Below are 11,975 nucleotides of genomic sequence, written 5' to 3'. Positions count from 1 at the left end.
AGTGGAGCCCGCAGTGAGCCAACCCCACCGGTCGGCGATCGCCAAGATCGTCGGCGCGAGCCTGATCGGCACCACCATCGAGTGGTACGACTTCTTCCTCTACACCTCGGCCGCCGCCCTTGTCTTCAACAAGCTGTTCTTCCCGACGGCGAACCCGCTCACCGGCACGCTGCTGGCGTTCCTGACCTACGCCGTCGGCTTCCTCGCCCGCCCGGTCGGCGGCCTGGTCTTCGGCCACTTCGGCGACCGGCTCGGCCGGAAGAAACTCCTGGTCGTCAGCCTCGTGCTGATGGGCGGCTCGACCTGCCTGATGGGCGTCCTGCCGACGTACGCCACCGCGGGTGTCCTGGCGCCGATCCTGCTCACGCTGCTCCGGCTCGTCCAGGGCTTCGCGCTCGGCGGGGAATGGGGCGGGGCCGTCCTGATCGTCTCCGAACACGGCGACGACCGCCGCCGCGGTTTCTGGGCGAGCTGGCCGCAGTGCGGCGCGCCCGGCGGGAACCTGCTGGCCACCGCGGTGCTGGCGATCCTCTCGGCCACCCAGTCCGACGCGACGTTCATGTCGTGGGGCTGGCGCGTCCCGTTCCTGCTCTCGGGCGTGCTGCTGCTGATCGGGCTGTGGATCCGGCTGGCCGTCGCCGAGTCGCCGGTCTTCCTGGCGGCTCAGCGCCAGGCCGAGGCGCGCGCCGAGAAGCACGTGCCGGTGGTCGAGGTCTTCCGCAACAGCTGGCGGCAGGTGCTGATCACGATCGGCGCGCGGATGGCCGAGAACGTCTCGTACTACGTGATCACCGCGTTCATCCTGGTGTACGTCACGACCGGGCTGCACCTGCCGAAGGGCGTCGGCCTGACCGCGGTGCTGATCGGCTCCGCCGTGCACTTCGTGACGATCCCGCTGTGGGGTGCGCTGTCCGACCGCGTCGGCCGCCGTCCGGTCTACCTGTTCGGCGCGATCGGGATGGCGTTGTGGGGCTTCGCGTTCTTCGCGCTGCTCGACACGAAGTCGTCGGCGGTGATCGTGCTGGCCACGACCGTCGGGCTGGTGTTGCACGGCGCGATGTACGGCCCGCAGGCCGCGTTCTTCGCCGAGCAGTTCCCGACCCGGGTGCGCTACACCGGCCTTTCCGTCGGCGGCCAGCTCTCGTCGATCGCCGCCGGGGCCGTCGCGCCGCTGATCGCCGTCGCGCTGTTCTCCAGCTGGGGCAGCACCGTGCCGGTGTCGCTGTACGTCGCGGCGATGTGCCTGATCACGGTGATCGCGCTGCTTTCGGCCCGGGAAACCCGCGGCGAATCGCTGCAGGACGACGTCGAGGCGGAGACGGCGACCGTTTCGCCCACTGTGCCGATCGTTACTAATCCGACCACAGCCACGGCCGAATGACTTCGTGGCAACGGTTACGCGCCGCGCGGGGGTCGGCCTACTTTTGGCCGGATTAGTAACATGACCGCCGTGACCGCACCCTCGGACGCGTTGCGCCGGCTGCTCGACCTGCTCGCCTCCGGGGCGAGCACCGAGCAGCTGGCGCACGTCGTCGTGGCCGCCCGCGCCGAGGGCGCCCTCGACCCGGCCGACCTGGCCGCGCTGGCCAGCGCGGGCGAGCTGGCCCTGCGGATCCGCGAGACCCTGGCCGAGCACCGGCGGCGCGAGGCCCGGCTCACCGCGTTGTTCGAGACCGCGAGCGAGCTCGCCGCACTGTCCGATCCGGACACCGTGCTGCGCTCGATCGTCCGGCGGGCGAGGGCGCTGCTCGGCGTCGACGTCTCCTACCTCAGCCTCAACGACGAAGCCGAGGGCAAGACCTACATCCGGGTCAGCGACGGCTCGGTGTCGGCGGAGTTCCAGCAGATCGTGCTCGGCATGGGGGAGGGCCTCGGCGGGCTGGTCGCGCAGACCGCGCGGCCGTACGCGACGTCGGACTACTTCAACGACGACCGGTTCAAGCACACCCGGCCCATCGACTCCGGCGTCGAAGACGAGGGCCTGACCGCGATCCTCGGCGTCCCGCTGGCCATCGGCCCGAAGGTGCTGGGCGTGCTCTTCGCGTCCGACCGTGCCGCCCGGGAGTTCTCCGCCGACGAGGTCGCGCTGCTGTCGTCGCTCGCCGACCACGCGGCGATCGCCCTGGACAGCGCGAACCTCCTGGACCAGACCCGCCGCGCGGTCGCGGAACTCAACGAGGCCAACGCGACGATGGAACGCGCCGAGGACGCCCACGACCGGCTCACCGACCTCGTGCTCCGCGGGGGCGACCTGCCGGACGTCGCCGACGCGGTCGCGGCCGTGCTGCACGGAGAGCTCACGGTGTACGACGCCGACGGCACGCTGCTGGCGAGTTCGGCGGATCCGGTGGCCCTCGATCCGGACGCGCTGGCCGCGGCCCGCACCACCGGGCGCGCGGTGTCCACAAAGGACAACTGGGTGTGCGCGGTGCAGGCGGGACCGGAACTGCTCGGCAGCCTGGTGCTGGCCGGTCGCCCCGGGCTCGGCGACCCCGACCGGCGGCTGTTCGAACGCGCCGGCGTCGTGACGGCGTTGCTGCTGATGCTGCGGCGATCGGTGGTGCGCGCCGAAGACGAGGTCCGCGGCGAGCTGCTGACCGACCTGCTCACCGCGCCCGGCCGCAATCCCCGGGCGCTGCTGGCTCGCGGCCGCCGGCTGGGCATCGACCTCTCGGCCCCGCACGCGGTGCTGGTCGCCCACGCCGACGGCGGCTCACGGCGGCGCGTGGCGAGCGCGGCCGCCCGGTACGCGACGCTGGTCGGGGTGCACGCCGAAGAGGTCGTGCTGCTCGCCACCGGCGACCCGGACGAGCTGGCCCGCCGCGTCGCGGCCGACCTCGGCTCGGCGACCGGCCGCCCGGTCACGGTGGGCGCCGCGGGGCCGGCGAGCGGCCCCGCGGCGATCGCGGAGGCCCACGCGGAGGCAGCGCGCTGCGTCCGGGCGTTGCTGGCGCTCGGCCGGACCGGCGAAGGCGCGGCGATGGCGGGGCTGGGCTTCCTCGGCCAGCTCCTCGGCGACCGCGCGGACCTGGACGTGTTCGTCCGCCGGACGCTGGGGCCGGTCCTGGACTACGACGAGCGCCGCGGCACGGAGCTGGTGGCGACGCTGCGGGCCTACTTCGCGAACGGCGCGCAGCTGGCGCGCACGAAGGACGTGCTGCACGTCCACGTGAACACGGTGGTGCAGCGGCTGGAGCGGGTGGCGTCGCTGCTGGGGGAGGACTGGCAGGCGCCGGATCGGGCGCTGGAGATCCAATTGGCGCTGCGGCTGCACCGGCTCGGCGCACCGCGGTGATTCTTCGATTTCCTTCGATTTCTTCGAGATTGCCGCGGACCAGTAGCCGTTGCGCCGCTCGGCAGCCCGGTGCGTCGGCCGCCCGGGTCTAGCGGGCCGTGGCCTGGCCGGGCACCGTGGAAACCGACGGATATCGCCGATGATGGGGGTTTCATGAAGGAATTCGAAAGCGCGCTCGCGTCCGCGTTCGAGGTTGGCCCGGCCGCGGTGCCCGGGCTGGCGATCGACCAGCTCGACGGCCGGTCGGGTACCGGGGCCGGCCCGGTGCCGATTTGCTACACCTGGGTGGCGGATCCGGTTCGCCCGTCGGTCAGCCCCTGTCGGTGATCGAATCCGGGAATGCCGCCGGATGAACGCGGGAAACCGCCCGACCAGCCCTATCGAATCGCTCGGCGAACGGGCACGGTGGAAGTTGACGTCCACTGGAATCGAGGGGGTTTCCGTGAGTGAATTCCAACGTGCACTGACCGCCGTGTTCGAAGCAGGGCCGCCCGAGGTGCTCGACCTGAGGATCGACCAGCTCGACGGCCGGTCCGGCGCCCGGCGTTCCGGACCGGTACGGGCGTGTGTCGCCACCTTCTGCGCCGAGCCGGTGCGGTTGTGCGTCTTGTGCGTCTGCGCCGAGCCGGTCCGGTTGTACCTGCCCGAGGTGGCCGAGCCGGTGACCGCGGCCGCCGGGTGACCGAACCGCCGCCGGTCGTCGGGTTCAAGCGGCACCTGCGGACCGCGGTGGTGCCCGGCGACGCGGTCTACGTGCTGTCCGAAGACGGTGCGACGGCGCTGCGCGGGCCGCACCTGGAGTCCCTGGTTCCGTTGCTGGACGGCACCAGGGACTTCGCGGCCCTGCGCCGGGACCTGCCCGCCGACGTCCCCGCCGAAGAGGCGTCCGGGGTGCTGACCCGGCTCGCCGAAGCCGGGCTGATCGGCTTGCGCCCGGCGGCTTCCACGCCCGAACTGGCCTACTGGGACGCCGTGGGCGCCGAGCCGGCGCGCGGCCGGGTCGCGTTGTTCGGCGGGGATCCCGCGTCGGCGGACGTCCTGCGCGCGGCCGGGCTCACCGTGGCCGAAGAAGCCGAGCTTTCCGTGGTGCTGTGCCACGACTATCTCGGCGAAACACTGTCCGAAGTGGACGCCGAACACCGCGCGTCCGGACGTCCGTGGCTGCTCGCCAAACCCCTCGGGGCGCGCTTGTGGCTCGGCCCGTTCTTCACCCCCGGCGACGGCCCGTGCTGGCACTGCCTGGCCGCCCGCCTGTGGGGCAACCGGCCCGCCGAGGCCCACGTCCGCGCCGCGCTCGGCCGGCCCGGGCCCCTGCCGCGCCCGGAGGTCACGCTCACCCCGCTGACCGCCGTCGCGCTCAACCTGGTCGCGCTCGAGGCGGTCAAGTGGCTGGCCGGGCAGCGGTACCCGGGCCAGCGGGCCCTCTGGACGTTCGACAGCCGCGACCTGACCGGCGAACGGCACGAGGTGCGCGCCCGGCCCCAGTGCCCGTCCTGCGGAAACCCGGAGCTGGTGCGCGAACGGACGCGCCGGCCGGTGGTGTTCGAGTCCCGGCCCAAGTCCCGCACCGACGGCGGCGGGCATCGCGTGCTGCCGCCGGAGCAGGTGCTCGACACCTACCGGCACCTGGTCAGCCCGCTGACCGGCGTCGTCAAGGAGCTGCGCCGCGACACGCGCGGGCCGGCCCTGTTCGCGTCGTACCGCTCCGGACCCAACATCGCGCTGGGCCGGCGTGGCGCCGATCGGCTGGCCACGGCGTTGCGCAGCCAGAACGGCGGCAAGGGCGTCACCCCGATCCAGGCCGAGGTCGGCGCGCTGTGCGAGGCCCTCGAACGGCACAGCGGCCACCACGACGGTGACGAAGAACGGGTGCGGGCGAGCTTCCGTTCGCTGGGCGACAAGGCGGTGCACCCCGGCACGTGCCAGCTGTTCCACGAACGCCAGTTCGCCGACCGGGCGCGCACCAACGCGAATCACGGGCCGTTCCAGCACGTCGTCGAGCCGTTCGACGACGACGCCGTGCTGGACTGGACCCCGGTGTGGTCGCTCACCCGCGGCGAACACCGGCTGTTCCCGACCGCCATGCTGTACTTCGGCGCACCCGGGCCGCCGTCCGTGCTCGCCGACTCCAACGGCAACGCCGCGGGCGGCACCCTGGAAGACGCCGCGCTGCAGGGAATGCTCGAGGTCGTGGAACGCGACGCCGTCGCGCTGTGGTGGTATAACCGCACCCGGCAGCCGGCGGTCGACCTGGACGCGTTCGGCGACCCCTGGATCGCCGAGCTGCGCGAGGCGTACGCGGGTCTGGGCCGCGAACTCTGGGTCCTCGACCTGACCGCCGACCTGGGCGTGCCCGTGCTGGCCGCGGTCTCCCGGCAGACCGGCGGGGCGCGCGAGGCGATCATGCTGGGGTTCGGCGCCCACCTCGACCCGGCCGTCGCGGTGCGGCGCGCGCTGACCGAGCTGAACCAGATGATGCCCGCGCTCCTCGACGGGTGGGACGGCGGCGACGACCCGGACGCGGCGCGGTGGCTGCGGGACGCGACCGTGGCCGGCCAGCCGTACCTCCTGCCGGACCCGGCGCTCGGCCTGGCCCGCTTCGATGACGTCTCGTCGCCGGACCTGCTGGCGGACTTGCGGCTGGTGCAGGCCCGGCTCGAAGCCGCCGGCCTCGAGGTGTTCGTGCTCGACCAGACGCGGCCCGACATCGGCCTGCCGGTGGTCAAGGTGATCGTGCCGGGCCTGCGCGGGTTCTGGGGGCGCTTCGCGCCCGGGCGGCTCTACGACGTGCCGGTGCGGCTCGGCCGCCTGGCCGAGCCGACCGCCTACGAAGACCTCAATCCGATGCGGATCTTCCTTTAGGTGTGCATGTCGGTCAGCGCGGCGGGTCCGACGCAGTGAATGACTCATTCATGTCGTCCGACGACAGGAATGAGTCATTCACTGCATCGCTGCGGGGGCCGGGTGGCGGAGCCCCGGTCAACACTGCCCGTCGGCGAGGACCCAGTAGCCCGGGGACGTCTCCCGCAGCGCGTGCACGGTGAAGGTGTTCCACAGGCCCATGGCCTGGTTCGAGCCGTTCGCGTACGTCTGGCCGGCGCTCTGGTGCGCGCGGCCGGCCTGCGTGTGGGCGTAGTTGCTGGCGCTCACGCAGGTACCCGGCGGCGTGGTGGTCGTGGTCGTGGTGGTCGTCGGCGGCGGGGTGGCCGTCGTCGTGCCCGATCCCTGGTCCAGCCCGAAGAACACGCCGGTGTAGTAGCTCGAACAGATCCCGGCGAGGAAGTACGCGCCGGTGCTGCCGCACTGCGTCGTGCCGGTGCCCGGGTCGACCGCGGTGCCGTGGCCCATGCCCGCGATCGAGTACAGCTGGACCTGGCCGGCGTAGTTCGTCAACGTCGTGCCGCCGGGCAGGGACTGCGTGCTCGTCGGGGTCTGGGAGACGCCGTGCACCGCGGTCCACTGGTCGCGCAGCTCGGTGCCGTTGACCGGGTAGACGGTGTAGTCGCCGGTGCCCTGCCAGATCGCCACCCGCGGCCACGGGCCGCCGTAGCCGGGGTACTGCGCCTTGACCTTCGCCGCCCACTGCGCCGGCGTCAGGTGCTGGTCGTTCTGCTGGCAGTTCGTCGCTTCGGTGACGCTCGTGGCGCACTGGGCGGGCAGCCCGGCGTTGATCCCGCCCGCGGCGAAGACGTCCGGGTACGCGGCCAGCAGGTCGGCGGTCATCCCGCCGCCGGCCGAGAGGCCGGTGACGAACACCCGGGCGGGGTCCGAGCCGTGGTCGGCGATCGCCTTGTCCACCATGGACTTGACGGAGGCGGCTTCGCCGTTGCCGCGGGTGTCGTCGGCGGTGGAGAACCAGTTGAAGCACTTCAGCGAGTTGTTCGCCGTCGACTGCTGCGGGAACACGACCTCGAACCGCCAGCGGTCGGCCAGCTCGGGCCAGCCCGAGTGGGCGTAGTAGTCCGCGGCGCTCTGCGTGCAGCCGTGCAGCGCGACGACCACCGGACGGCCGGTCCCGAGCCCCGCGGGGGTGTAGGTGTACATCGCCAGCGCCCCGGGATTGGCGCCGAAATTGCCGACCGGTACGAGGGACGACGGCGGCGGATCGGCGGCGGCCACCCCGACGGTGGTGAGCACGGCGGCGGTGATCGCGGCGAGTCCGGCGAAGGCGAGCTTGCGCATGGTGAGCTCCTTCTCGTCGTTGAGAGGGTCTCGGTGACGTTAAGACGGCCGCGCGGCCGGAGACCATGTGGCCGTCCACCACATCGGCTCGCCCGTTCATGGTGACCGGCGGGATGGCTCCGGGGCGCCGCACGCGGTTGGGTTCGGGTATCGCGACGAGGCGGAGGTGGACCGTGCGGGGTTGGCTGGCTGGGGTTCTGGCGGGAGCGCTCGCGGTGACGTTGCCCGCGCCGGCGTCGGCTGCGGCCGGGCGCTGCTCGGTGCACGTGCCCGGGGCCGGGATGTCGGTGGCCGCGTGCCTGGACGACCTGACGACGACCGGCACCGTCGCGTCCGGGCACACCGTCGAGGCCGACTGGGCCGGGCTGACGTCGGCCGGGCTGCCCACCTTCGGTGCGGTGCCCGGCGTGCAGGTCGACGGGTACTTCCCGGACACGTCCACGGCGAACACCAACCACGGCTGGAACCACGACGCGCAGTTCGTGCTGCGCCTGCCGGACCGGTGGAACGGCGGCCTGGTCGTCTCCGGCTCGCCCGGCGTGCGGCGCCAGTACGCGAACGACCGCGCGATCGGCGACCAGGCGCTCGCGGAGGGCTACGCGTTCGCCGCGACCGACAAGGGCAACACCGGCGCGGCGTTCTTCACCGACGGCGTCCGGCCGGGGGACGCGCTGGCGGAGTGGAACTCCCGCGTCACGCAGCTGACGCTGGCCGCTCGCGCCGCCGCGGCCCGGCACTACGGCCGTCCGGTCGCGAAGACCCTCGCGGCCGGGCTGTCCAACGGCGGGTACCTCGTGCGGTGGCAGCTGGAGAACCGGCCCTGGCTCTACGACGGCGGCGTCGACTGGGAAGGGACGCTGTGGCGCGCCGACGGGCCGAACCTGCTCACGTTCCTGCCACCGGCGCTGCGGGCGTATCCGGCGTACGCGGCGGGATCGCCGTCGGCCCACCAGTCCATTTTGGACGCCGGCTTCGCGCCGGGGTCGGAGTTCCTGTGGGACTACCACTACCGCGTCTACTGGGACCTGACGCAGCGGATCTACCGCGAGGAGCTCGACCCGTCGTTCGACGGCCCGGCTTTGGGTGGCACTCCGTTCTGTGCTTCGGGAACGCCGTCCTGTGACGCCGACTACGTGTATGCGTCCCGGCCGCCTTCGGTGGCGCGGGCGGTCGAGCGCATCTCGCTGACCGGCCGGATCGGCAAGCCGCTGCTGACGCTGCACGGCACGCTCGACACGCTCCTGCCGATCACTCGCGACTCCGACGTCTACGACCGCATGATCACGGCGGCGGGACGCGGGGCACTGCACCGGTACTACCGGATCGAGGGCGGCAACCACGTCGACGGCCTGGCCGACGCCTTCCCGGACCGGCTGCGTCCGCTGGGCCCGTGCTTCCGGACGGCGTTCGACACGCTGGCGGGCTGGCTGGGCGGCACCCGTCCGCCGGCCTCGGCGACGATCGCCCGCCCCGCCGGAGCGACCCCGGCGGAGCTGGCCCGCACCTGCTCGCTGGGCTGAGCGCGCGGTCAGTCCAGTTTGCGCAAGCCGTCGAGGATGCGGCGCATCAGGTCCGAGTCCGGCGGGGCGAACGCGAACCGCGGGGCCGCGAACCCGGCGGTGGCGGAGGCCGGCGGGGGGAGGAAGCCCGCCACGCGGGACGGCAGCCGGGCCGGGGCCGGTTCGCGGCGGGTCTGGGCCGGGATCGGCAGCGTGGGCAGGGCGACCGTGCCCGCGTCGGCCAGCTGCCGCGCGGCTACCTCGCGGCGGAGGCGCGACTGGATCCCGGCCACGGTGAAGTCCGGCTCCGGGTCGGGGACGGCCGGGGACCGGCGCGGCCGCCGTTCCAGGGTGATCGCCCAGGCCGCCGCGGCGAAGGCCGGCAACAGCACCCCGGCGACGATCGCGAGACCCGGCAGGTCGACGGCCATCAGGCGGCCCCGGGCACAGGTAGGAGCATGACGTTCACTTCCGGACGGACGGTACTTCCGCAGCATGGCCGACACCTGGATATTCGACATTAACGAATTTTCGCGGACCCCGAAGCCATCATGAATGACGGTCGACGCTCCCGCAAGCGGCCGAACGGGGTCGACCGTCCGGACGGTAAAACTGCAGCTCAGCACGGGTTTCGCGGTGGGTAGACCGCGCCTCTCACCCAGTAATACGGCCGGCGGTTCGATCCGGTTCACCGCATTTTCGCGCGATTCGGTGCCTTACCGGGAAAGGTGCCTCGGCGGCACCCGGCCGGAGTCCGCCGCGACGCTCACGAACCCAGGGCCGCCGGGGAGTCGGCGTCCGGGATCAGCAGCCGGGCGGCGCCGGAGCCGTCGGCCGGGACCGACCAGACGTCCGCGTGGCCCGGGCCGCGGGGCAGGCCGTAGCCGATCGTGTGGTCGTCGAGCCAGGCCGGCTGGTCGTCGACGCTGCGGGTCTCCGCCAGCGGGGTCACCTTCGAACCCGCCAGGTCCAGCACCGACAGCCGCCAGCCCTTGGCCGGGTCGCCGTCCACGGCGGACTTGAACGCCACCCGCGTCCCGTCCGGGGACAGCGACGGGCACTCGACGTTCTCGCGCAGGGTGCGGACCGTGTGCGCGGCGAAGTCGCCCGCGACCAGGTAGCGGCGGCCTGCCGTCGACATCGTCGCGTAGAAGCGGCGGTCGTCGCGGGTGAACGTCACGCCCCAGAAGTTGAGGTCGGCGGCCTGGTACGGCTTCCCGTCGAGCGTCACCGCGTAGTCCTCCAGCGTGCCCGCCAGGTCGCCGGTCGCGGTGTCGAGGATGCCGGCGCGGGTGGAGAACGTGCCGCCGTTGTACGAGTCGCCGGTGACGAAGACGGTCCACGCGAGCATCCGGCCGCTCGCCGACACCCGCGCCCGGTTCGGCAGCCCGACCAGCGGGATCTCCCGCTGCACGGCCAGGCCGGAGTCGAGCACCGCCAGCTGGTAGGTGGTCAGGTCGCCGTCCTGGCGCAGGCAGAGCCCGGTGCCGCCGGCCGCGTACACCCGCGCGCACGACAGCGGCGACACCGTCCGCGGGCCGCCGGGGTCGGCGACCGGCACCGTGGCGACGTGTCCGCGGTCGGCGTCGCCGGTGCTGCGGAACAGCAGCCGCGGGCCGGGCTCGAGGCTGACGACGCCGGTCGCGGTGGGGTCGTGGCCGCGCGCGCTCGCGAACCCGACGTAGGCGACCGCCGCCCCGGCGAGCACCAGCACGCCGGCGATCGCGATGAGGATCCGGGTTTTCACGCCGGCACCTTCCGCGGGGCGAGCACCGCGAACGTGACGCCGATCGCGACCACGGCCCCGCCCGCGGCGACCACGATCGCGAGGTCCGCGCCCCAGAACTGCCACGCCAGTCCGAAGAGGACGGACGAGGTGAAGTAGGCGAGCGCCTGCACGGTCTGGACGAGCGAAATTCCGGTGGTGCGCAACGACTCCGGCAGCAGCGGGCCGGCGAGCGCCATCAGGACACCGTCGGTCGCCGCGTAGAACGCGCCGTACAACGCCAGGGCGAGCACGAACAGCGGCCAGCCGGACACCGGCCCGGCCAGCAGCAGGTAGACCAGCGCCAGCGCGCCGTAGCCGCCGAGCACCACCGGCAGCCGCCCGACCTTGTCGGCCAGCACGCCCAGCGGCGCGGCGAGCAGCAGGTAGCTGAGGTTCGTACCGACCGCGAGCAGCGGGAACCAGCCGGTGGCGATGTCCTCCTTGTGCTGCAGCAGCAGGTAGACGAACCCGTCGCCGACCGTGGCCAGCCCGAGCACGCACGCGGCCACCAGCAGCCGCCGCACGCCGCTGCCGCGCAGCAAGGCCGCCGCCGCGCGGGGGGAAACCGGGTGCGCGGCCGATTTCGGCGTCCGGCGGTCGCGGACGAACAGCACCAGCAGGAGCACCCCGATCGCGGCGATGCAGAAGCTGACGAAGAACACGGCGTTGAAGGCTTCGGGGTCGGTGGCCCCGACGGCGGCCAGCACGGCGAGCGCGACCAGCGGCCCGGCGAACGCGCCCACGCTGTCCATCGCGCGGTGCACGCCGAAGGCCCGCCCGAGCAGCGGTTCGGGTGCCGACAGCGTGATCAGCGCGTCCCGGGGCGCCGTCCGCAGGCCCTTGCCGGTGCGGTCGAGGGTGATCACCGCGCCGATCGCGGCCGCCGACGCTCCGGCGGCGAGCAGGCCGAGCTTCGCCACCGCGGACAGCGCGTAGCCGGCGCCGGCCACGACCTTGCGCCGCCGGACCCGGTCGGCGACGTACCCGCCGACGATCCGCAGCAACGCCGTCGCGCCGGTGTAGAGGCCGTCGACCAGCCCGTACGCGGCGGGGCTCAGGTGCAGCCCGAGGACGAGGTACACCGGCAGGACCGCGGTGACCATCTCCGAGGAGACGTCGGTGACCAGGCTGACGGCACCCAGCGCGAAGACGTTCGCGCCGACCGCCGAGAGCTTGGGCTTGGACACCGCCCCAGCATGCTCTCGGCGGCCGATGGTGGACAGGTACACGC

Annotated in this window: 10 protein-coding genes; 6 read left to right on the top strand and 4 right to left on the bottom strand. The window is 73.2% G+C overall.

The features are described 5' to 3' along the window. Nucleotides 1-13: 13 nt before the first annotated feature. The 5 genes from ISP_RS30515 (at nt 14) to ISP_RS30495 (ending at nt 6,157) form a co-directional block, all read left to right on the top strand. Nucleotides 14-1,381 carry an MFS transporter gene (locus ISP_RS30515; protein ID WP_013227747.1) on the top strand — a complete coding sequence of 456 codons (1,368 nt, stop codon included), beginning with the start codon at nt 14-16 and terminating at the stop codon, nt 1,379-1,381. A 60-nt stretch (nt 1,382-1,441) separates the two neighbouring features. Next, nucleotides 1,442-3,295, top strand: a complete 1,854-nt coding sequence (locus ISP_RS30510) for a helix-turn-helix domain-containing protein (protein ID WP_013227746.1) — start codon at nt 1,442-1,444, stop codon at nt 3,293-3,295. Nucleotides 3,296-3,448: 153 nt separating this feature from the next. Continuing rightward, complete coding sequence (locus ISP_RS30505; protein ID WP_014467382.1) at nt 3,449-3,622, top strand: hypothetical protein; 174 nt, start codon at nt 3,449-3,451, stop codon at nt 3,620-3,622. A gap of 115 nt (nt 3,623-3,737) precedes the next feature. Beyond that, nucleotides 3,738-3,977 carry a hypothetical protein gene (locus ISP_RS30500; protein ID WP_013227745.1) on the top strand — a complete coding sequence of 80 codons (240 nt, stop codon included), beginning with the start codon at nt 3,738-3,740 and terminating at the stop codon, nt 3,975-3,977. Further along, on the top strand, nt 3,974-6,157 hold the full coding sequence (locus ISP_RS30495; RefSeq protein WP_013227744.1) for a TOMM precursor leader peptide-binding protein: 2,184 nt from the start codon (nt 3,974-3,976) through the stop codon (nt 6,155-6,157). The genes ISP_RS30500 and ISP_RS30495 overlap by 4 nt, the downstream gene beginning before the upstream one ends. A gap of 117 nt (nt 6,158-6,274) precedes the next feature. Here the strand turns inward: ISP_RS30495 and ISP_RS30490 are convergent, their stop codons facing one another. After that, on the bottom strand, nt 6,275-7,477 hold the full coding sequence (locus tag ISP_RS30490) for an extracellular catalytic domain type 1 short-chain-length polyhydroxyalkanoate depolymerase (protein WP_013227743.1): 1,203 nt from the start codon (nt 7,475-7,477) through the stop codon (nt 6,275-6,277). A gap of 215 nt (nt 7,478-7,692) precedes the next feature. Here ISP_RS30490 and ISP_RS30485 point away from each other — a divergent pair, with 215 nt between their 5' ends. Then, nucleotides 7,693-8,997 (top strand): tannase/feruloyl esterase family alpha/beta hydrolase, encoded by a 1,305-nt coding sequence (locus ISP_RS30485; RefSeq protein WP_013227742.1) that lies wholly within the window; start codon nt 7,693-7,695, stop codon nt 8,995-8,997. Nucleotides 8,998-9,005: 8 nt separating this feature from the next. Here the strand turns inward: ISP_RS30485 and ISP_RS30480 are convergent, their stop codons facing one another. The 3 genes from ISP_RS30480 to ISP_RS30470 form a co-directional block, all read right to left on the bottom strand. Beyond that, complete coding sequence (locus tag ISP_RS30480; protein WP_013227741.1) at nt 9,006-9,407, bottom strand: hypothetical protein; 402 nt, start codon at nt 9,405-9,407, stop codon at nt 9,006-9,008. Nucleotides 9,408-9,742: 335 nt separating this feature from the next. Then, on the bottom strand, nt 9,743-10,723 hold the full coding sequence (locus ISP_RS30475) for a TolB-like translocation protein (RefSeq protein ID WP_013227740.1): 981 nt from the start codon (nt 10,721-10,723) through the stop codon (nt 9,743-9,745). Then, nucleotides 10,720-11,973, bottom strand: a complete 1,254-nt coding sequence (locus ISP_RS30470; protein WP_378251290.1) for an MFS transporter — start codon at nt 11,971-11,973, stop codon at nt 10,720-10,722. Before ISP_RS30470 ends, ISP_RS30475 begins: the two co-directional genes overlap by 4 nt. Between the last annotated feature and the right edge of the window lie 2 nt (nt 11,974-11,975).

The organism is Amycolatopsis mediterranei, assembly GCF_026017845.1.
GTDB lineage: Bacteria > Actinomycetota > Actinomycetes > Mycobacteriales > Pseudonocardiaceae > Amycolatopsis > Amycolatopsis mediterranei.
Note: the sequence above shows the minus strand (reverse complement) of the source record. Positions and strands in the feature narration are given on the sequence as shown.